Origin of the sequence: Pseudacidovorax sp. NFM-22, from assembly GCF_021401245.1 — a bacterium.
In the GTDB taxonomy this organism is placed as follows: domain Bacteria; phylum Pseudomonadota; class Gammaproteobacteria; order Burkholderiales; family Burkholderiaceae_C; genus Xenophilus.
On record NZ_JACBFY010000007.1, the window covers coordinates 58,921 to 79,565 of the forward strand.

Annotated in this window: 22 protein-coding genes; 15 read left to right on the forward strand and 7 right to left on the reverse strand. The window is 72.6% G+C overall.

What is annotated here, in order from left to right:
• Window positions 1-23 precede the first annotated feature (23 nt).
• From L0984_RS23155 to L0984_RS23185, 7 genes are all read right to left on the reverse strand, one after another.
• The gene (locus L0984_RS23155; protein WP_234196704.1) at window positions 24-1,040 is read right to left on the reverse strand and encodes an ornithine cyclodeaminase family protein; all 1,017 of its coding nucleotides are present in this window, start codon (window positions 1,038-1,040) and stop codon (window positions 24-26) included.
• Window positions 1,041-1,141: 101 nt separating this feature from the next.
• Complete coding sequence (locus L0984_RS23160; RefSeq protein ID WP_234196705.1) at window positions 1,142-2,065, reverse strand: LysR family transcriptional regulator; 924 nt, start codon at window positions 2,063-2,065, stop codon at window positions 1,142-1,144.
• Between the two features lie 102 nt (window positions 2,066-2,167).
• Window positions 2,168-3,529 (reverse strand): MFS transporter, encoded by a 1,362-nt coding sequence (locus L0984_RS23165; RefSeq protein WP_234196706.1) that lies wholly within the window; start codon window positions 3,527-3,529, stop codon window positions 2,168-2,170.
• 20 nt (window positions 3,530-3,549) lie between these two features.
• The gene (locus tag L0984_RS23170) at window positions 3,550-4,092 is read right to left on the reverse strand and encodes a hypothetical protein (protein ID WP_234196707.1); all 543 of its coding nucleotides are present in this window, start codon (window positions 4,090-4,092) and stop codon (window positions 3,550-3,552) included.
• A 68-nt stretch (window positions 4,093-4,160) separates the two neighbouring features.
• On the reverse strand, window positions 4,161-5,003 hold the full coding sequence (locus tag L0984_RS23175; protein WP_234196708.1) for a hypothetical protein: 843 nt from the start codon (window positions 5,001-5,003) through the stop codon (window positions 4,161-4,163).
• Window positions 5,004-5,159: 156 nt separating this feature from the next.
• Window positions 5,160-6,512: a sigma-54-dependent transcriptional regulator gene (locus tag L0984_RS23180; RefSeq protein ID WP_234196709.1), complete on the reverse strand. Its 1,353-nt coding sequence runs from the start codon at window positions 6,510-6,512 to the stop codon at window positions 5,160-5,162.
• Window positions 6,497-7,945, reverse strand: a complete 1,449-nt coding sequence (locus tag L0984_RS23185) for a sensor histidine kinase (protein ID WP_234196710.1) — start codon at window positions 7,943-7,945, stop codon at window positions 6,497-6,499. The genes L0984_RS23180 and L0984_RS23185 overlap by 16 nt, the downstream gene beginning before the upstream one ends.
• 135 nt (window positions 7,946-8,080) lie before the next feature.
• On the opposite strand from L0984_RS23185, the gene L0984_RS23190 reads away from it, so the two are divergent.
• The 15 genes from L0984_RS23190 (at window position 8,081) to L0984_RS23260 (ending at window position 20,642) form a co-directional block, all read left to right on the forward strand.
• Window positions 8,081-9,700, forward strand: coding sequence for a glycosyltransferase family 39 protein (locus L0984_RS23190; RefSeq protein WP_234196711.1), 1,620 nt, complete (start codon window positions 8,081-8,083; stop codon window positions 9,698-9,700).
• A gap of 62 nt (window positions 9,701-9,762) precedes the next feature.
• Entirely contained in the window at window positions 9,763-11,064 is a 1,302-nt protein-coding gene (locus tag L0984_RS23195; RefSeq protein ID WP_234196712.1) for a DUF3422 family protein, read from the forward strand.
• Window positions 11,065-11,296: 232 nt separating this feature from the next.
• On the forward strand, window positions 11,297-12,385 hold the full coding sequence (locus tag L0984_RS23200; RefSeq protein ID WP_234196713.1) for a hydrogenase small subunit: 1,089 nt from the start codon (window positions 11,297-11,299) through the stop codon (window positions 12,383-12,385).
• A 17-nt stretch (window positions 12,386-12,402) separates the two neighbouring features.
• Window positions 12,403-14,259 carry a nickel-dependent hydrogenase large subunit gene (locus L0984_RS23205; RefSeq protein ID WP_234196714.1) on the forward strand — a complete coding sequence of 619 codons (1,857 nt, stop codon included), beginning with the start codon at window positions 12,403-12,405 and terminating at the stop codon, window positions 14,257-14,259.
• Between the two features lie 25 nt (window positions 14,260-14,284).
• Window positions 14,285-14,893 (forward strand): HupE/UreJ family protein, encoded by a 609-nt coding sequence (locus L0984_RS23210; RefSeq protein ID WP_234196715.1) that lies wholly within the window; start codon window positions 14,285-14,287, stop codon window positions 14,891-14,893.
• 26 nt (window positions 14,894-14,919) lie between these two features.
• On the forward strand, window positions 14,920-15,657 hold the full coding sequence (cybH, locus tag L0984_RS23215; protein ID WP_234196716.1) for a Ni/Fe-hydrogenase, b-type cytochrome subunit: 738 nt from the start codon (window positions 14,920-14,922) through the stop codon (window positions 15,655-15,657).
• 7 nt (window positions 15,658-15,664) lie between these two features.
• Window positions 15,665-16,000, forward strand: a complete 336-nt coding sequence (locus L0984_RS23220) for a HigA family addiction module antitoxin (RefSeq protein WP_234196717.1) — start codon at window positions 15,665-15,667, stop codon at window positions 15,998-16,000.
• A gap of 11 nt (window positions 16,001-16,011) precedes the next feature.
• The gene (locus L0984_RS23225; RefSeq protein ID WP_234196718.1) at window positions 16,012-16,689 is read left to right on the forward strand and encodes a HyaD/HybD family hydrogenase maturation endopeptidase; all 678 of its coding nucleotides are present in this window, start codon (window positions 16,012-16,014) and stop codon (window positions 16,687-16,689) included.
• 2 nt (window positions 16,690-16,691) lie between these two features.
• Complete coding sequence (locus L0984_RS23230) at window positions 16,692-17,018, forward strand: HypC/HybG/HupF family hydrogenase formation chaperone (RefSeq protein WP_234196719.1); 327 nt, start codon at window positions 16,692-16,694, stop codon at window positions 17,016-17,018.
• Window positions 17,015-17,503 carry a hydrogenase gene (locus L0984_RS23235; RefSeq protein WP_234196720.1) on the forward strand — a complete coding sequence of 163 codons (489 nt, stop codon included), beginning with the start codon at window positions 17,015-17,017 and terminating at the stop codon, window positions 17,501-17,503. The genes L0984_RS23230 and L0984_RS23235 overlap by 4 nt, the downstream gene beginning before the upstream one ends.
• Window positions 17,504-17,525: 22 nt before the next feature.
• Window positions 17,526-18,419 carry a hydrogenase expression/formation protein gene (locus L0984_RS23240; protein ID WP_234196721.1) on the forward strand — a complete coding sequence of 298 codons (894 nt, stop codon included), beginning with the start codon at window positions 17,526-17,528 and terminating at the stop codon, window positions 18,417-18,419.
• A gap of 85 nt (window positions 18,420-18,504) precedes the next feature.
• On the forward strand, window positions 18,505-18,717 hold the full coding sequence (locus L0984_RS23245) for a rubredoxin (protein WP_234196722.1): 213 nt from the start codon (window positions 18,505-18,507) through the stop codon (window positions 18,715-18,717).
• A complete protein-coding gene (gene hybE / locus L0984_RS23250) occupies window positions 18,714-19,193 on the forward strand; it encodes a [NiFe]-hydrogenase assembly chaperone HybE (protein ID WP_234196723.1) in 480 nt (159 codons plus the stop codon). Before L0984_RS23245 ends, hybE begins: the two co-directional genes overlap by 4 nt.
• Complete coding sequence (locus L0984_RS23255) at window positions 19,190-20,305, forward strand: hypothetical protein (RefSeq protein WP_234196724.1); 1,116 nt, start codon at window positions 19,190-19,192, stop codon at window positions 20,303-20,305. The genes hybE and L0984_RS23255 overlap by 4 nt, the downstream gene beginning before the upstream one ends.
• Entirely contained in the window at window positions 20,298-20,642 is a 345-nt protein-coding gene (locus L0984_RS23260; RefSeq protein WP_114803267.1) for a hydrogenase maturation nickel metallochaperone HypA/HybF, read from the forward strand. Before L0984_RS23255 ends, L0984_RS23260 begins: the two co-directional genes overlap by 8 nt.
• Window positions 20,643-20,645: the final 3 nt, after the last annotated feature.

Consider the following 20,645-nt stretch of genomic DNA (forward strand, 5'->3'; position numbering starts at 1 on the left):
CCGAGGGAATGAAGGGGAAGGGCTCACTTGGCCACGGGCACGATGGACCGCGCCAGCGCATCGCCCCGGCCGCCGGCCCGGGCGCGTTCGAACAGCATCTCGGCCACCACCACGTCCTGCAGCGCCGAGCCGACGGACTTGTAGAGCACGATGTCCGACGGGCCACGCACCAGCCGGCCGGCGACGAGGTCGGTGAGCGCATGCAGCCGGTCTTCGAAGGCGACGCCAGCGGCGCGGGCGGCCAGCATGTCGCCGGTGTCGTGCGCCACCTCATCGGGCATGTCGGCCACGATGAGCGCGCTGCGGGCGAGGGTGTCGACGTCGACCTCGCGCTGCTCCGGCAGCGTGGAGCCGATGGAGACCACGGTGGCGCCCGCGGCCAGCCAGCGGCCCTGCAGCACGGGCGTTTCGTCGCGGCTGCGGGCGGCGCACAGCACCACGTCGGCCTCGGCCACGGCGGCCTCGGCACTGGGGCTGCCCTGGACGTCGTCGCACAGCTGCCGGTGGAAGTCCGCCGCGAAGGCCTCGCGGCGCTGCGGCGTGGGGCTGTAGACCCGCACCCGCGACAGCGCACGCACCGCCGCCAGCGCAGACAGCAGGCCGCGTGCCTCGAAGCCGGCGCCGATCACGGCCACCGCGAGCGGACGCCGGGGCGCCGCGGCGTCCACCGCCAGGGCGGCCGTCGCGGCGGTGCGGATGCCGGTGATGCGGTTGCCGTCGATGAGCGCCGCCAGCGCGGTGCTGCGCTGGTCGAACAGCGACACCAGGTAGCTGGCGCGTCGCGCCGTCATCGAGGCCGCGATCAGCTTGCAGCCCATGTGTGCGCCGGTGGGCGAGACCGCGCTCAGCCCGCGCAGCCACAGGCCGTCGCCACGGGCCATGGAGCGTGGGGGCACCGCGGCCGCTGCGGTCGGTTGGGCGTAGGCCTGGCGCAGGGCCGCGATGGCCGCCGGCCAATCGGCCAGTTCGGCCACGTCCTCGTCGCTGAGGAACAGGGTCGGCGGCGGCGCAGAAGCCGCTTCTGGGTGGGACGAGCCCATGGTGTCTCCTTGGAAAGAGACCCGATGCTAGGGAGCGCCTGCCTCCCAGGCGAGCGCATCGGCGCGAAAGCAGCATTCGCGCAAATGCAAAGCGGACGGACTCAGCCGTGCAGTCGCAGCACGCCCGGCGCCAGCGTGCGCAGCAGCGCCGCCACCGAGCGCGTGGCCAGCGTGCTCGGCCGCTGGGCCGTCTCGGCGAGCACGACCGCGCGGGTGAGCGTGGGGCGCGCGATGCGCACCACGGCAAGCTGGCGCGCGAGCGGCGCGTCGAGCGTGCCGGCGGTGATGGCCACGCCGCCGCCGCTGGCCACCATCTGGTGCTGGAGCCGGATGGAATCGGCCTCGAGCGCGCAGGTCAGCGCGACGCCACGGTCCCGCGCCAGCTTCACCAGCCGGGCCCGCAGCGGATGCGGGTCGCTCGGCAGCACCAGCGGCAGGCCGGCCAGCTCATCGAAGGAGACGGTCTTGCGCCCGGCCAGCGGATGCTGGCGCGGCATCACGAGGTTCAGGTGCAGCCGCGCCAGCACCGGCTCGGTGGCGTCGTCCGGCGTGTCGGTCTCGCGCAGCAGCGTGGCCATGTCGAGCCGGCCCTGGCCCAGCCATTCCTCCAGCTGGCCGCTGGCGCCCTCGGTCAGGTGCAGGCGCACCTCCGGCCAGCGGCGCCGGGCCTCGGTGAACAGCGGACCGGCGAGCACGCCCACGGTGGAAGGCAGCATGCCGACCCGGACATCGCCCATGGGCAGCCCGCTGCGGGTGCGCATGTCGTCCGCCAGCTGCTCGGCCTCGCGCATGAGCGCCTGGATGCGCGGCAGCACCTGCGCGCCGAACTCGGTGAGCACGACGCCGCGACCCGTGCGCCGGAAGAGCCGGGTGCCCGCCTCGGTCTCCAGCTGGGCGATGTTGCGGCTGACGACCGACGCCGGCATGTCCAGCGTCCCCGCGGCCCCCGTGACGCTGCCAGCCTGGGCCACGTGCACGAAGAGCCGCCATTTGGCGTCGAGGATGGTGGGAGCAGAGGCGACCATGGCCCCGGATTGTGCGCAGGGCGCGGTGCGGACGGGCTCGGCTTCCCCCGCCGCATCACCTTGTCGCGGCACCGGCGGAGGAGTGGCCGCGCCAAGTGCCACTCAGGCGCGGAGATCCGGCACGCGCGGCAGAGCGCCCGCGTGGGCCGGAATGGCGGCGCCGTCGTGGACGCGCCCGCCCGTCCGCTGGGCCAGCACGAAGGCCGGCAGCGCCAGAAGCGCGCAACCGGCGAGCACGGCAAAGGCCAGCCCGAAGTGCCCCGCGCGGCCCACGATGCCATTGGCCAGGCCGGCGCTGAAGGCTGCGCCCACGCCTTGCATCGTCAGCACCAGGCCGAGGGCCAGGTTGTAGCGGCCCGAGCCGCGCACATAGCGCTCCACCATCAGCGGGGTGGCCACGCCCAGGGCGCCGGCAGCGATGCCGTCCAGCACCTGCACCGGCAGGTTGGCCCACACGCTCGGAAAGGCCCAGGCCAGCAGCCCCCGCACCGGCAGGATCAGGATGGCCAGGTAGACGAAGGCCGACAGGTCCCAGCGCCGGCTGCGCGACACCCACAGCGCCACCGGCACCATGGTGAGTTGTGCCACCACGATGGCGACGCCCGTCCACAGCAGCGGGGCCGCGTCGGGCTGAGTGGCCGCCAGACGCTGGTTGAGCAGCGGCAGCATGGCCGCGTTGCCCAGGTGGAAGAGGGCGCAGGTCAGCGCGAAGAACCACAGGGCCTTGTGGCGCAGCAGGTCACCGAAGCCTTCGGGCGCGGCCTGCACCGGCTGGCTGCTGGTGGGCGCCGCGGTGGCATCGACGCCGCGGGCCGCGGCATGGTCGATGTCCTGCGCACGGATGGCCGCCACGCACAGCAGCGCGCCCACCGACATGGCCAGCATGACGGCCATCATCCACGGCGCGCCGAACAGGTGGGCCACCACGCCTGCGCCCAGCGCCGAGACGATGTTGCCCGCATGGCTCCAGGCCTCGTTGCGGCCGGTCTGCCGGCGCAGGCCCTCGCGGCGCGCCAGGCCGAGCGTGAGGCCGGCCAGCGCCGCGGCCAGCAGCGCCCCGGCCGCACCCGCCACGGCCTGCGAGGCGATCAGCAGCGCGGGTGAGCGCGTGGTGAAGGCGCAGGCACTGCCGGCCAGCACCAGCACCACCGCGACGACCAGGAGCAGCCGCTTGGCGGCGGACCGGTCCACCCACGCACCCGCCAGCGGTGTCATCACCACGGCAGCCAGTCCCCCCGCGGTCAGCGTCAGGCCGATCAGCGACTGCGCGACCCGCTGGCTCTGCAGGTAGGTGGCCAGGAAGGGCCCGAGCCCGTCGCGCACGTCGGCCAGGAAGAAGGCCATCCACGCCAGTGCCGTGAGCGACCCCGCGGTGGCGGTGGCGGTGGCGGTGGCGGTGGCGGTGGCCGGGGCCGGGCACGAAGCGGCGGCCATGGGCATCGCCAGCGTGGGGGTGGTGGTCATGCCGCGCCTCTGTGGCCGCGTCAGCGCTGCGGCAGCGGCTGGCCGTTGACGGTGCGGGCCTCCATCACCCGGCCCTTGCCGCCGGCGAGCGGGCGCGCGGGGCCTTCGGCCTCCACCGCGTCGCCGACCTTCAGGCCGGCATGCACGAAACCATCGGGCTTGAGGTGCACGAAGTCGCCGCTGTCCAGCACCACGCCGTTGGGCGCGCCGTGCTTCGCATGGTTGATGCGCACCACCCGCCCGCGCACGGGGCCGTCGGTGCTTGCCGCGTCCACGGGCCTGCCGGCCACATGGCTCAGTCGGTGGAAGTCGTAGACCACGTGGTCGCCTTCGCCCTTGTCGGAAGGCAGGCGCAGGCTGCCTTCCACCGTGACCGACTGGCCCGGCTTGACGTTCGCGAAGGCATCGGCGGCGGTCTCGTCGTGCTTGTCGAACACGAACTGCGTGGGAATGCCGTGGGTGTCGATGAGCAGCCCTTCGTAGCCGCCGCGCGGGCTGTAGATGAGGTGCTGGAACTGGCCTTCGACGGCATAGACGTCGATCATTTCTTCGGGATGAGGCATGGATGCTCCGGGTTCTTGGACAAGGGAAGGAAAGGTGGCGCGGCGCCAACGCGCCGCGCAAGAAGACGTCAGACCGGCCGACGCTGCGGGCCCGGCGCCGGGCCCGGGCGGGGTGCCGGCATGTCGACGCTGCCCGAGAGCACGTCCTGCAGGGCCTGCGGCGAGGTGCCGAGGCGCGTGGCCTCCAGCGACGTGCCCAGAGGGCCACGGGTGCCCCAGCCCTGCGCATACAGCGGTGCGCCGGGTTGCAGCAGGCCGCCGATCATGCGGCCCACATGCGGCGGAAAGCGCACGATGGTGCCGTCCTGCAGCAGCACGCCGTTGACGTCGCCGCGGCCGGTGGAGAGCACGCGGACGATGCGGCCCCCGGCGTCCATCGCGGCCAGGGCGCCCATGGCGCGCGGTGCGGGCGGCACGGCGCCCGGCGCCGGCGGCTGGTCGACCACCGTGCGTCCCCGCGCGCCGATCTGCTGCGCCTGCAGCACGCCGCCGTCGGTGGCCCGCCAGCCGCTCACGTCGATGCGCTCGCCGGGCTGGGCCAGGGCCGTCAGCTCGGCCGAGAGGTGCGGGGGAAAGCTCACCTGCGTGCCGTCCTGCAGCAGCAGGCCGTCGGCTTCGCCGTTGGGGTTGATCAGCCAGCGGGCCAGCGGGCCCGACACGCTGGCCTGGGCCTGGGCGGGCGGCGGCAGGGCCATCGGCCCGGCGACGGGCATCGGACGCGGTTCGGGCAGGGGCGCCGCCAGGGCGCCGGCGCGCGGTGCGGCCATGGGCCGCGGGGCCGCATCGGTCATCGGAAACACGGGTGCGGCGGGCGGCACCGCCTGCGGTGCCGGCTGGGCGCCCGCGATGCCGGAGGCGACGACGAGGCCGGCGAGCAGGCCGGCGCGAAGGGGGAATCGGGTCAAGGTCATGGAAGGCTCCTGTTGACGGATGCCTGACTCGTCCCAAAAGACGTGCCAGCCGCGCTTGCCTTGCAGATCAAGGACTTGGCTGCGGGTGGGCGCCGTGGGTTGGCCGCGTGGCGGACAGCGGCTGTCCGGGAACAGGACAGCGGCCCGCGCCTGGCGTCACTCCAGCCCGTACTGCGCGAGCTTGGTGTAGAGCAGCTGCCGATGGATGCCCAGTTGCCGGGCCGCCATCGAACGGTTGCCGCCGGCCGCGGCCAGGGCATGCTGCAGCAGCAGCTTCTCCAGCCGCTCCACGGCCTCGGGCAGGGTGCCGTCGTACCAGTCGGCCGGCAGGCCGCCGATGCCCTCGGCCGCATTGCCCACGCTTCCCGCTCCCGGCAGCTCGACCTGCGCGATCACGGCGCCGCGCTGCAGCGCGTGGCAGCGCTCCATGGCATTGCGCAGCTCGCGCACGTTGCCGGGCCAGTCGTAGGCCAGCAGGGCGCGGGCCGCCTCGGCCGACAGCCGCTTGGCCGGGCCGGGTGCCGCCGCCAGCCGCAGGAAGTGCTCGGCCAGCGGCACGATGTCGGCCAGCCGCTCGCGCAGTGGCGGCAGGCGCACCGACAGCACGTCGAGCCGGTAGCGCAGGTCTTCGCGGAATCGGCCGTCGCGCACGGCCTGGGCCAGGTCACGGTGGGTGGCGGCCACCACGCGCACGTCCACCTTCTGCACGCGGTGGCTGCCCACGGGCGTGACCTCGCCTTCCTGCAGCACGCGCAGCAGCTTGGCCTGCACCTCCAGCGCCATGTCGCCGATCTCGTCGAGCAGCAGCACGCCGCCGTTGGCGGCCTTGAAGCAGCCGGCCCGCTCGGCCACCGCGCCGGTGAAGGCGCCCTTGACGTGGCCGAACAGCTCGCTTTCCAGCAGGTCCTTGGGGATGGCGGCGCAGTTGACGGCCACGAAGGGCCCGTCGGCCCGGTCGGAGTGGCGATGCAGGGCGCGTGCGACCAGCTCCTTGCCGGTGCCCGTCTCGCCGATCACCAGCACCGGCGCGCGGCTGCCGGCGGCCAGGCCGATGCGCTTGTGCACCTCGCGCATGGCCTCGCTCACGCCGATCAGCTCACCGTCGTCCGCCACGGGCTGAGGGGCCGGCGCCGCCGAGGCGGGCGTGGCCGAGGCCAGCGCGCGGCGCGCGGCGTCGACGACCGCGTCGCGGCTGATCGGCTTGGCCAGGTGGTCGAAGGCGCCCAGGCGCATGGCCTCGATGGTGCCGGCGCTGCCGGCATGGGCCGTGAGCACGATGACGGGCGGCCGGCGTGCCAGCCGCGCGTTCATCGCAGCCAGGGTCTGCAGGCCGTCCATGCCGGGCATGCGGTGGTCGAGGAAGACCAGGTCGAAGCGGTGCGCGCCCAGCAGCGCCAGGCCCTCTTCGCCGCCGGGCGCGGTCTGCACGGCATGGCCCAGGCTCTCGAGCGTCTCGCGCAGCGAATCGGCGAAGGCCGCGTCGTCGTCGACGATCAGCAGGTCTGCCATGGCATCTCCAGGATGAAGCGGGCGCCGGGCGCGTCGGGTTCGTGGCGCAGCTCGCCGCCGTGGGCGAAGGCCACCTCGCGCGACAGCGCCAGGCCCAGGCCGGTGCCGTCGGCCCGGCCGGTGCCGAAGGGCTCGAACAGGCGGCTGCGCAGGGTCTCGGGCACGCCCTCGCCGTCGTCGCTGACCGTGATCGCCAACTGGCCGCGCGCCGCATCGGCGTGGGCGACCAGCCGCACCTGGCCGCCGGGGCTGCGGGCATGGCGCACGGCGTTGTCCAGCAGGTTGTCGATGGCGCGGGCGAGGTGCATGGGGTCGAAGACGGCGCAGGCCGGGGCGCCTTCGGCCAGCACCAGCCTTACCTGCCGGGCCGCGGCGGCGGGCGTGGCGGCGGCCAGGCGCTCGTCCAGCCAGGCGGGCAGGTCGACGGGCTGCGGCTTGAGCTCCAGGGGCTGCACCAGCGCCAGCAGGCTCTGCACCACGGCATCGAGCCGGTCGATCTGGCCGACGATGGTCTGCAGCGCGCGGCCCTGCGCCGGCGCGTCGCCGGCCAGCGCGTTCTCGGCCTTCAGGCGCATCGCGGCGATGGGGTTGCGGATCTCGTGCGCCACGGCCGAACTCATGCGGCCGAGCGCGGCCAGGCGCATGTCCCGGCTGCGCTGCGCCTGGGCGTCGCGGGCGGCGGCGCGGGCTTCCTCGAAGCGGCCGGCAAAGCCGTTGTAGCTGGCGACGATGCGGTCCAGCTCTTCCAGACCCGTGCGCGGCAGGACCGGCATGGCGTCGGCCGGCGCGGCGGCCAGCGCGAGCTCCAGCCGCCGCAGCCGGGCCTGGCCGCGGTAGAGCAGCAGCCCCAGCCACAGCCCCGAGAAGACGATGGCGGCCACCAGCGCCGCCACACCCGCACGCAGGCCGCCCTCGGCCGCAACGGCGCCGAGCTGGGTGCGGGTCATGGTCCAGGCAGCGGCACCGCCGGCGTTCAGCGGGCAGGCGGCCACGATCAGCAGCTCACGGCTGCCGCGAACCTGCTGGGCCTGGTCGCGGCCGGTGTCCACGGCCTGCCGGGCCAGTTGTTCGAGCAGCGGGCGTTCGGCCGGCGGCACGTCGGTCTTGACGCCGGCGCCTTCATAGGTGGGGTAGGCATAGCCCACCATGCCGCCGTCGCGGCTCCAGATGCCGCCTTCCACGTAGGGCGCCTCGGTCAGCACCAGTTGCAGCAGCACCCGCGCCAGGTCGGCCTGCAGGTCGGGCGCGGGCGGCGCGGACTGGGTGTAGCGCTGGGCGAGCTGCCCGCAGGCCTGCTCGACCCGGGCGCGGCCCACCTTCATCTGCATCGCGGGGCTCAGGCGGTACAGCCCGAGCAGCACCACGCCGAGCAGCAGACAGATGGCGATGAGCAGCGCCCAGAACACGGCAAGTTGCAGGCGCAGCGATCTCATGTGGGGGCGCGGGGCAGGGTGGCGGAGCGAAAAGGGGCGCCAGTATGCGGGAGGCCTACAGGCGCCCGGAATGGCCCTACATCCTCCGGGTGCGTCAGACGCTGGTGAAGCAGAACGTCGTACAAACCGCCGCCCATGTCGTCCCTCCCGGTCTTTGCCGCCCGTCCCACGGCCCCAGCCATCCCTGCCCGCGAGGTACTGCCGCGCGGCGCCGTGGCGCTGGTGCTGGCCGCGCTGGTGTTGCTGTGGGCGCTGCCGCCTGTGCTCGCCTACCAGTCGCCGCCGTGGGACAACGTGGAAGAGCTGTTCTGGGCCCAGCGCTTCCAGTGGGGTTACTACAAGCACCCGCCGCTGCCCACCTGGATCATGGCGGTGCTGGTGCGCCTGGCGGGCCCTGAGCCCTGGCTGACCTACGTGGCGGGCGTGGGCTGCGGGGCCGGCGCGCTCTACCTGCTGTGGCGCTGGGCGCGCGAATGCATGCCGCCGCAGCGGGCGCTGCTGGCGGTGGTGCTGGCCTCGCTGGTGGCCTACCACCTGCCGCGCACCGTCGTCTTCAACCACAACACCGTGCAGCTGCTGCCGCTGGCCGGCTACTGGTGGATGCTGTGGCGCACGCTGTGCCGCGGCGACGCCCGCCCGCGGCACTGGATCGCACTGGGGGTGTTTGCCGCGCTCTCGCTGCTGACCAAATACAGCGCCGTGGTGCAGTTCGCGGTGGGCGCCCTGCTGCTGATGCAGGCCGGTCGCTGGCGTGAGCCGCGCATCTGGCGCGGCCTGGCCCTGGCGGCGGCCGTGGCCCTGGTGCTGCTGTCGCCCCACCTCTACTGGGCCCTGACCCACACCGACCAGACCCTGGGCTACGCCGCCGCTTCGGTCGAAGGCCACGGACACCGGCACCACCGCACCCTGCAGCTGCGCCAGCAGCTGGGCATGCAGATCGGCCGGCTGCTGCCGATGCTGGTGGTGGTGGCCCTGGCCTTCGCGCTGCGGCCGAGGGCCAGCGCGCCCCCGGCCTCGAACGGGACGGCGGCGTCCGACGCGCTCCGGGCCGAGGACCGGCGCTTCCTGGCCTGGGCGGCCTTCGGTCCGGTGGTGCTGGTGCTCGTGACCATCACCCTGCTGGGCACCAAGGCGCACGGCCACTGGTTCACCACCTTCTTCCTGCCCCTGCCGCTGTGGCTGGCGATGCGCGTGCCGGGGCTCGACGCCGAGCACTGGCGCCCGCGACGCTGGGCGGTGCTGCTGGCCGCCGCCGGCCTGTTCCACGCGGTGGGCGCCATCGGCGGCGCCTGGGCCGAGGGCGGCGGCGAGGCGCGCCGGGGCCACATCACGCGCGGCAGCCTGCCCTCGCAGCAGATCGCGGACCGGCTGCAGGCCGTCTGGCATGCCCATGTGCCCGACCGGCCGCTGCCCCTGCTGGTGGGCGACACCTGGTTCGCCGGCGCGGTGGCGCTGAAGCTGGGTCCGCCGGTGCAGTTGTGGATCGACGGGGAGGAGCGCACCTCGCCCTGGATCGCGCCCGGTGCGCTGGAACGCGAGGGCGGCATGGTGGTGATCCTGGACACGCAGCCCTTCCAGTCGGAATGGCCCACGCTGGAAACCCGGCTGGCACAGACGGACTGCCAGGGCCGCATCGAGGTGCCGTGGGCCGAGGGCAGCACGCGAACGGTGTCGATGCGGTGGGGCCTGGTGCTGCCGCATGAGCAGGCGGCGGCCGGCGATCGCTGCGCCGCCGACCCGGCCCAGAGCCGCTGAGCCGCCCGTCCGCGCAAGGGGCGGCCTGCGCGGCAGGCACGCAATGTGCGGCAGAAGGCGCCATGAGCCTCCTGCCCTCCACGCAGACACTGCCCCTCCCGCGCGAACTCCCGCAGCGCCAGCGCCTGGCCGACGAACTCCACGCGCGGCCCTTCGAGACGCTGGCCAGCCCGGGCCGGGTACTGTCGGTGGCCACGCTGCGGGCCGGCGTCGCGCAGGACGCGCAATGCCTGGCCCACTTGGCCGAGCTGGACCCGGCGGCGCCGGACGCCATGGGCACGACCCACGTCCGCCTGCAATGGCGCGGCCTGCGCATCAAGTGGGAGCGGCATACCGAGTTCTTCAGCCTGAGCATCTTCTGCGAGCGCGGTGAACATGGCCTGGGCGGCACCTTCGACACCGGCTGGCTGGATGTGCTGCCACCGGGCTGGCTGGCCCGGCTGCCGGGCGAGATGGTGTCGGCCACCCTGGTGGCGCTGCAGCCCTGCGCGGGCGAGCCGCCGCATGTGCGCGAGGTGGCGCCCCTCTTCGGCGGCGAGCCGGTCGTCGGCAACCGCATCGCCGAGGGCGCCGCCACCGTGATGACCGACCTGCGGACCGTGGACGGTGTGACCCGCTTCCTGGTGTTCGACCACCGGCTCAACCGCCGCCGCGCGGGCCGCACCGTGCAGCGGCTGGTGGAGATCGACACCTACCGCATGATGGCCCTGCTGAGCCTGCCGCTGGCCGCGCGCCGCATGGGAGAGCTGGGCGCGGAAGAGTCCCAGCTCGCCTCGCTGATGGAGCGCTTCCGTGGGGCCGCAGAAGGCGACGAGGCCCTGCTCGCAGAACTGGTGAGCCTGGCCGCACGCGTGGAGCAGGCGCTGGCCGATCATGGGGCCCGCTTCTCCGCCACACGGGCCTACAGCGGCATCGTGGACCGCCGCATGGCGGAGCTGCGCGAGGTGCTGCTGCCCGGCCTCCAGCCCTTGTCCGAATTCCTGGACCGGCGCTTCCGCCCCGCCGTCGACAGTTGCGCCGCGACGGCTGCGCGCCAGGCGGAACTGTCCGGGCGCATCGCCCGCGCCGCGCAGCTGCTGCAGACGCGTTCCGAGGTGGAGCGCGAGCGCCAGAACCAGGCCCTGCTCGCCTCGCTCGACCGGCGCCAGGGCATGCAGCTGCGGCTGCAGGAGACGGTGGAAGGCCTGTCCGTCATCGCGATGAGCTACTACGGCGTGGGCCTGGCGGGCTATGCCCTCAAACCGCTCGCCAAGATGGCAGGCATCAACGAGGTGTGGGTGGTCGGTGCCCTGGTGCCGGTGGTGGTGGGGGTCGTGATGTGGAACCTGCGGCGGCTGCGGCGTCACCTCGCGTCGACGCACTGACGCTGGACGCCGGCCTTCCAGTGTGGACCGACGACTGGAAGCGCGGCTTTCGGCAGCGTCCGGTTTCAACGCCGCGGGCGCGGCTTCAAGTCAAGCCGTGGCAACGACTTAAGCGCCCCCGTTCGGTGTTTTCCCTGAGCGACCGGGAACTGGCGCGCGACTTGTAAGAAGGCTCCTGCCGCCGAGGAGCGGTCCCACGACGAGGCCGCACAGGTCAAGGAGACAAGCCCAGATGGAAACCTTCTACGAGGTCATGCGCCGGCAAGGCATCTCGCGCCGCAGCCTGCTCAAGTACTGCTCGCTCACCGCCACATCGCTCGGCCTCGGCCCGGCCTTCGTGCCGCAGATCGCGCACGCCATGGAAACCAAGCCGCGCACGCCGGTGCTGTGGCTGCACGGGCTGGAGTGCACCTGCTGCTCCGAGTCCTTCATCCGCTCCGCGCACCCGCTGGCCAAGGACGTGGTGCTCTCGATGATCTCGCTGGACTACGACGACACGCTGATGGCTGCTGCCGGCCATCAGGCCGAGGCCATCCTCGAAGAGATCATGACCAAGTACAAGGGCAACTACATCCTGGCCGTGGAGGGCAACCCGCCCCTCAACCAGGACGGCATGAGCTGCATCATCGGCGGCAAGCCCTTCATCGACCAGCTGAAGCATGTCGCCAAGGACGCCAAGGCCATCATCAGCTGGGGCTCCTGCGCCAGCTGGGGCTGCGTGCAGGCCGCCAAGCCCAACCCGACGCAGGCCACGCCGGTGCACAAGGTCATCTTCGACAAGCCCATCATCAAGGTGCCGGGCTGCCCGCCGATCGCCGAGGTGATGACGGGCGTGATCACCTACATGCTGACCTTCGACCGCATCCCCGAGCTGGACCGCCAGGGCCGCCCGAAGATGTTCTACAGCCAGCGCATCCACGACAAGTGCTACCGCCGGCCGCACTTCGACGCCGGCCAGTTCGTCGAGGCCTTCGACGACGAGTCCGCGCGCAAGGGCTACTGCCTCTACAAGGTCGGCTGCAAGGGCCCGACCACCTACAACGCCTGCTCCACGGTGATGTGGAACGAGGGTACGAGCTTCCCGATCAAGGCCGGCCACGGCTGCATCGGCTGCTCCGAGGACGGCTTCTGGGACAAGGGCTCGTTCTACAACCGCCTGACCGACATCCACCAGTTCGGCATCGAGGCGAACGCCGACAAGGTCGGCGCCACGGCAGCCGGCGTGGTGGGCGCCGCCGCGGTGGCCCACGCGGCCGCCTCGGCCATCAAGCGCGCCTCGCAGAAGCGCGAGCAGAGCACGGACACGACCTCCAGGGTCTGAGACGGAGACGACACGACATGGGTGCCTACGAAACTCAAGGCTTCAAGATGGACAACTCCGGGCGGCGCATCGTCGTCGACCCGGTGACCCGCATCGAGGGCCACATGCGCTGCGAGGTCAACGTCGACAGCAACAACGTGATCCGCAATGCCGTCTCCACCGGGACGATGTGGCGCGGGCTGGAGGTCATCCTCAAGGGCCGCGACCCGCGCGATGCCTGGGCCTTCGTGGAGCGCATCTGCGGCGTGTGCACCGGCTGCCACGCGCTGACCTCGGTGCGGGCGGTGGAGGACGCGCTGGGCATCACCATCCCAAAGAACGCCTACCTGATCCGCGAGATCATGGCCAAGACGCTGCAGGTGCACGACCATGCCGTGCACTTCTACCACCTGCATGCGCTGGACTGGGTGGACGTGGTGTCTGCCCTGAAGGCGGACCCCAGGAAGACCAGCGAGCTGCAGCAGACGGTGTCGCCCTCGCACCCGCTGTCCTCGCCGGGCTACTTCCGCGACATCCAGAACCGCCTCAAGAAGTTCGTCGAGAGCGGCCAGCTCGGCCCCTTCATGAACGGCTACTGGGGCAGCAAGGCCTATGTGCTGCCGCCCGAGGCCAACCTGATGGCCGTGACCCACTACCTGGAGGCGCTGGACCTGCAGAAGGAATGGGTCAAGGTGCACACCATCTTCGGCGGCAAGAACCCGCACCCCAACTACCTGGTGGGTGGCGTGCCCTGCGCGATCAACCTCGACGGCACGGGCGCCGCGGGCGCGCCCATCAACATGGAGCGCCTCAACTTCGTCGAGGCCCGCATCCGGGAAATGATCGAGTTCAACAACAACGTCTACATCCCGGACGTGCTGGCCATCGGCACGCTCTACAAGCAGGCGGGCTGGCTGCACGGCGGCGGCCTGTCGGCCACCAACGTGATGGACTACGGCACCTACGAGAAGGTGATGGGCCAGGCCGGAACGCAGCAGCTGCCCGGCGGCGCCATCATCGGCGGCAACTGGGACGCGATCCAGCCGGTGGACCCGCGCGACCCCGAGCAGGTGCAGGAGTTCGTGGCCCACAGTTGGTACAAGTACGCCGACGAGACCAAGGGCCTGCATCCCTGGGACGGCGTCACCGAGCCCAACTACGAGCTGGGTGCCAAGACCAAGGGCACGCGCACCCACATCCAGGAGCTGGACGAAAGCGCCAAGTACTCCTGGATCAAGTCGCCACGCTGGCGCGGCCATGCGGTGGAGGTGGGGCCGCTGTCGCGCTACATCCTCGGCTACGCCCATGCACTCAAGGGCCACAAGTACTCGCAGCGCGTGAAGGAGCAGGTCGAAAGCTCGGCGCGCATCATCAACACCGACTTCCCCAAGGCCCTGGGCCTGCCGACGACCGACTACACCGCCAAACAGCTGCTGCCCACCACCATCGGTCGCACGCTGGCCCGGGCGCTGGAATCGCAATACTGCGGCGAGATGATGCTGGACGACTACAAGGAACTCATCGCCAACATCAAGGCCGGCGACCTCGCGACCGCCAACGTCGAGAAATGGGACCCGGCCACCTGGCCCAAGGAGGCCAAGGGCGTGGGCACGGTCGCGGCACCCCGCGGCGCGCTGGGCCACTGGATCCGCATCAAGGACGGCCGCATCGAGAACTACCAGTGCGTGGTGCCCACCACCTGGAACGGCTCGCCGCGCGACACCAAGGGCCAGATCGGCGCCTTCGAGGCCAGCCTGATGAACACGCCCATGGTCAACCCGGAGCAGCCGGTGGAGATCCTGCGCACGCTGCATTCCTTCGACCCCTGCCTGGCTTGCTCCACGCATGTGATGAGCCCCGACGGCCAGGAACTCACCACCGTCAAGGTGCGCTGACCCCCACAAGAACAGGAGACACACCATGCAACGCTCGAACACGAAGGCCTGCCGCGGCGGCCTGGCCGTGCTGGCCCTGCTGGCGGCGGGTGCCGCCCAGGCCCACCCGGGACACGGCACGGAAAGCTTCGTCGATGGCCTGGCCCATCCCTTCTCCGGCTTCGACCACCTGCTGGCCATGCTGGCCGTGGGCCTGTGGTCGGCGGCGGCGCTGCCGGCGGGGCGGCGGCTGGCCGGGCCGGCCGTCTTCCTCGCGATGCTGCTCGTGGGCGCGGCACTGCCGCAGTTCGGCGTGCAACTGCCGGGCGTGGAGGCCGGTGTCGCGCTGAGCGTCGTCGCGCTGGGTGCGCTGATGATCGCGGCCCGCTCGACGACGCTGCGGTTGCCCGTCCCCGCGGGCCTGGCGCTGGTGGGCCTGGCGGCGCTGTTGCATGGCATGGCGCACGGCGCCGAGCTGCGCGCAGGCCATTCCTTCGCCGGCTATGCGATCGGCTTCATGACGGCCTCGGCCCTGCTGCATGGTGCCGGCCTTGCCGCGGGCAGCTGGCTGCAGGCGGGTCGCGGCTGGGCGTGGCGCACGGCCGCGGGCCTGATGGGCCTGAGCGGCCTGGTGCTGCTGGCCGGGCGCCTCTGAACCGGTCACCGCAGAAGGACGCTGCCATGTCCCATACCAGCACCTCCCATCACGGCCTCTCGCGCGACGACATCACCGATGCCGGCGAGGTCGCCGCTGCACGCTCGATCAAGTCGGTCTACGTCTACGAAGCGCCGGTGCGCATCTGGCACTGGGTCAACGCCGCGGCCATCACCGTGCTGGCGCTGACGGGCTACTTCATCGGCTCGCCGCTGCCCACGCAGCCCGGCGAGGCCAGCGCCAACTACCTGATGGGCTACATCCGCTTCGCCCACTTCGCCGCCGGCTATGTGCTGGCGGTGGGGCTGATCGGCCGCCTCTACTGGGCGCTGGTGGGCAACCACCATGCCCGCGAGCTCTTCTGGGTACCGCTGTTCCAGCGCGCCTACTGGGCCGAGATGTGGGGCATGATCAAGTGGTATGCCTTCGTGGCCGCCCGGCCCGGGCGCTATGTGGGCCACAACCCGCTGGCGCGCTTCGCGATGTTCTTCGGCTTCCTTCTGCTGACGCTGTTCATGATCGTCACCGGCTTCGCGCTGTATGCCGAAGGCGCGCAGCGCGACTCCTGGCAGGACCGGCTCTTCGGCTGGGTGATCCCGCTGTTCGGCCAGTCGCAGGACGTGCACACCTGGCACCACGTGGGCATGTGGGCGCTGGTCTGCTTCATCATCCTGCACATCTACGCGGCCATCCGCGAAGACATCATGGGCCGCTCCAGCGTGGTGAGCACCATGATCTCCGGCCACCGGACGTTCAAGGACTGAACCGGCCATGAGCCTCGTGCAGCGCACCGACCCGTTGCCGCGGCGCCCGCCTGCGGGCGTGCCGGTGCGCCTGCCGACCCACCCGGGCCGCTTCCTGCAGCGGCACTACCTCGCGCCGCTGGCCATCAACCAGAGCGACGCTGCGCGGCGCCTGGGCATGTCGCGGCGGCGCCTGCACGAGATCGTGCATGGCCAGCGCGCCGTGTCGCCCGACACCGCCCTGCGCTGCGCCCTGGTGTTCGGCAGCGACACCGCCTTCCTGCTCGCCATGCAGTCCGCCTGGGACAGCTTCCACCTCTGGAAGCAGATGCGCGCCCAGTCGCGCCCGGGCACCCACCCCTGATCCGCCCCGCCATGGACCCGCTACGCCCCACTGCGCCCGAAAACGCCTGTCACCCCTCGGGTGACAGGCCCGAGACGATCTGCGTGCTGGGCATCGGCAACGTGCTCTGGGCCGACGAAGGCTTCGGCGTGCGCTGCGTCGAGGCCCTGCAGCAGCGCTACGAATTCGCATCCCATGTGCAGCTCATCGACGGCGGCACCCAGGGCCTGTACCTGATGCAGCATGTGCAGCAGGCCGGCCGGCTGCTGATCTTCGACGCCATCGACTACGGCCTGGCGCCGGGCGAACTCCGGCGGGTCGAGAACGAGGACGTGCCCCGCTTCATGGGCGCCAAGAAGATGAGCCTGCACCAGACCGGCTTCCAGGAAGTGCTGATGCTGGCCCTGCTGACCGAGAAGTACCCGCAGGAGGTGCTGCTGATCGGCTGCCAGCCCGAGGAGATCGAGGACTACGGCGGCAGCCTGCGCCCGGCGGTGCGGCAGGCGCTGGAGGACGCGCTCGCGCTCGGCGTGGACACGCTGCGCCGCTGGGGCGCACAGCCCGCGCCGCGGCAGCGGCCGCTGAGCGAGGTCGAGAGCGTCACCTTCGCCGAACTGGCCCTCGGCCGCTACGAGTCGCAGCGGCCGGGCGAAGACCTGGCCTGCCGCACCGGCGACGAGCGCTTCATGCCCACGCGGGAGGCGTCCTGACCATGTGCATCGGCATTCCCATGCAGGTGCTGGCGCTCGAGCCCGGTCATGCCCTGTGCGAGGGCCGCGGCGAGCGCCGCCGCGTGCGCACCGCGCTGATCGGCGAGCCGCGGATCGGCGACTGGCTGCTCGTGTTCCTGGACAGCGCGCAGGAGCGCATCTCGCCGGAACGCGCCGCGGAAGTGAACGCCACGCTGGACCTGCTGGCCGCGGCGCAGAACGGCGGCAGCGCCGGGCTGGACGCCGCCTTCGCCCTGCCTTCGCAACTGAGCGCCGCGGACCTGTCCGCGCTGACGGGCGCCACCCCCATCACGGAGACCACCCCATGAGCACCGAATCCCTGCTGAGCCTGCCCGTGCAGGCCCCCAAGTCCGTGCCGGACACCTCGCCGCTGGTGCGCCGCCTGGCCGAATCCTGCGGCGCCACCTGGGTGGATGCCGACACCCTCGACGCCTGGGCCGCCGAGGGCGGCGACCGGGTCGTCCTGCTCGCGGGCGACCCGGTGCGCCATCCGGAAGGACTGGACGTGGCCGTCGTGCTGCCCGAGCTGCAGCGCAGCCTGCCGGGCCGCTTCGCGATCGGTGTGGTCCGCCGCCACGACGAGGAGGCCGTGGCCCGCCGCTATGGCGCACAGCGCTGGCCGACGCTGCTCTTCCTGCGCGACGGCCAGTACGTGACGACGCTGCCCGGCATGCACGACTGGGACGTCTTCCTGCGCAAGACCGAGGAGGCGCTCGCCGCACCCGTCTCGCGCCCGCCGGGCATCGGCATTCCCCTGGTCTCCGCCGCCGCCGATGGCGCCGGCTGCCACTGAACCCCTCGACTGCGGACACCCCATGAAAGACTTCCCCATCCCCGTGCGCAGCATCGGCCCCGGCAGCCAGGTCGAGGACGAGGTGCTCGACTACATGCCCATGCCCCAGGGCATGGAGACTTTCCGCGCGCCACTGCTCCCGGAACCCGAGCAGCTCGCCGGCCGCGAGCGCGCGCATGCGGCGCTGCGCGAGGCGCTGGCCCAGCTGGAGGCCGTCTGCCAGGGCGCCGGCACGCGCCAGGTCGACCTTGCCGGTCTGGACGCCGCCGACCTCGCGCTGGTCAACCAGGTGCTGGGCGAGGGCGAGGTCAGCGCCGTCGTGCACCCCGCCGGTGAGGCCGGGCTGGCCGTGCAGGTGCAGGAGGCCGGGCTGGCCGTGCAGGTGCAGGAGGCCGTGTTCGCCGGCGTCTGGCGCGTGGTGACCACGGCCCAGGGCCGCGTGGTGGCCGATGCCATCGAGCTCGGCGCCATCCCCGAGGTGCTCAAGCAGGTGGCCCGGCAGGACGTCGACCCCGTCGTGCCGCGCTGGCAGGGCGCGTTGCCGCCCAACGTGCAGAACGCGCCGGCCCTGCTCGCCGAGATCGAGGACCAATGGCGCGTCTGGCGCCCGGGCCAGGCGGCGCACGTGGTCAACCTCACGCTGCTGCCCATGTCGGTGGAGGACATCGGCTTCCTCGACCACCACCTGGGCACCGGGCGCGTGCTGATCCTGTCGCGCGGCTACGGCAACTGCCGCATCACCAACACGCTGCGGCCCCACACCTGGCGGGTCGTCTACTACAACTCGCAGGACGTGGTCATCCTCAACACCGTCGAGATCAGCGAACTGCCCGAGGTGGCCCAGGCGGCCGCCGAGGACCTCGAGGACTCGCTGGAGCGCCTGAAGGAGGTGCTGGCGTGGGTGGAGCAGGCATGAGGGCGTGCCGGGCGCCGGGACGCTCCCAGGCCGCCACGCATCCCCTCGGGGGACCGACCGCCGTGGTGGTGGGCGAGGGGCGGGCATGAGCTTCGAAGGCAGCTACCTGGGCGACGCCGCGCGCCTGCCGGCCGAGGCGCGGCTCGAATGCAAGATCTGCTGGTGGGTCTACGACCCGGCCCTGGGCGACGAAGTCTGGCAGGTGCCGCCCGGCACCGCCTTCGCCGACCTGCCGGCCTGGTGGCGCTGCCCCCAGTGCGATGGCGATGCCGACCAGTTCATGGTGCTGGCGCCATGAGCGACCTGGCGGCGCGCGTGCAGGCGCTGGTGGCGCTGTTCCGCCATGTCGAGCGCACCCGCATGGCGGGCGTGCCGGTGCTCCATGCCGCGCTGCAGGTCGAGGCCGTGGGCTTCGAGCCCGTGCCGGTCGAGCCGCAGGAGCCGCCGGCCACGGTGGGGGTGCTGCTGACGCCCTGGTTCATGAACCTCGTGTGGCTGCCGCTGCAGCCCGACGCACGGACCGACGGGGTGGGGCAGGCGCGGTTGAGAGCAGTCGGCAACACGCGCTTCCAATTCATCGGCGCCTGCGAGGCCGGTCTGGGCGCCTACGAAGCCTGCTCCCTCGCCTCGCCCATGTTCGAGTTCGCCGACCAGGCCCAGGCCCGCGCGACCGCGCGGGCGGTGCTGGACGCGTTGCGGCCGCCCGCGCCGGCGGTCTCGAAAGGGCGCCGCGGCTTCCTGCTCGGCCGCTCGGCCGTCGAGGCGCGGCCGTGACCGGCCTGGACGGCCTGGCCGGTGTGCTGCGGCTGCGGCCGGGTGCGCCTCGGCCGCAGAACCTGCGCAACGACCGGCCCGACTGGGCCGGCAGGCTAGCGCAGGGCAAGGCGCCGGCCGAGGTGCCGGGGCTGCTGGCCAGCCTCTACAGCCTGTGCGGGCATGCCCACCGGCTGTGCGCGCAGATGGCTTTGCACGCGGCACAGCACGGCGACGCACCCGTCGATGCCGCGGCGGCCCGCACGCTGCAGCACGAGACGCTGTGCGAGCACGTGCGCCGCATCGGCCTGGACTGGCCCGCCGCGCTGGCGCCTGACGCAGCGCCCGGCGCGACCCGTTCGCTGCAGTCCTGCCCGGCCCTGCGCCTGCGAGAGGCCGACCCGCGCGACACCCGCCTGTGGCTGCAGCAGCATCTGCTGGCCATGCCGCCCGCCGACTGGCTGCGCGGCTGGGAATCCTCGCCCGGCTGGTGGGCCGACTGGAGCGACGGCAGCCCGGGCTGGTTGCCCGCGCTGGCGCGCGACGCACGCCGGGCCGCCGACTGGCCGGTGCGCGCGGCCGCACCGCTGCATGTGCATGCCGACGCCGCATCGCTGCACCGGCTCGCCGCCAGCCTGCGCGGCACGCCCGGCTTCACCCGCCAGCCGCGCTGGCAGGACCATGAGGCCGAAACCGGCAGCTGGACCCGCGTGAACGACGCCGCCCGTCCCATGCCGGCGACGCCCTGGCAGCGGCTGGGCGCGCGCATCGCGGAGCTGGTGCGGCTGAGCCTGCCCGACGAATCGGGCCGCAGCGGCAGCGGCTGGCTGGCGTTCGGCGCGCGCCAGGTCGCGCCCGGCGAAGGGCTGGCGTGGGCGGAGATGGCGCGCGGCCTGCTCGTCCACCACGTCATCCTGGACGAGGCGGGGCGCGTGGCGGCCTACCAGGTGCTCGCGCCGACGGAATGGAACTTCCACGCCCACGGCCCCGTCGCCACGGCGCTGGAGCAGCTGCATCCGGCGCAGGGCGCCCTGGCGCAGCGTCGCATCGCGGCGCTGGTGGCGGCTTACGATCCCTGCGTGCGCTTCGAGGTCGAGGCGCAGCCCACGCAAGAGGAACGCGCCCATGCATGAAGCCAGCCTTGCCGGAGGCATCCTGAAGCTCGTGGAAGACGCCGCGCAGCGCGAGGCCTTCGGGCGCGTGACCGTGCTGCGGCTGGAAGCCGGACGGCTGGCCGGCGTCGAGGTGCGGGCCCTGCGCTTTGCGCTGGAGGCCATCGCCCCCGGCACCGTTCTGCAGGGCGCCGAGATCGCCATCGAAGAAACCGATGGCCAGGCCTGGTGCCTGCCCTGCGCCGCGACCGTGCCGCTGGCCCGCCGCGGCGACCCTTGCCCGCACTGCGGCAGCCATCAGCTCCAGCCCACGGACGGGACCGAGCTGCGGGTGCTGGACCTGTTGGTAGACGATTGAGGA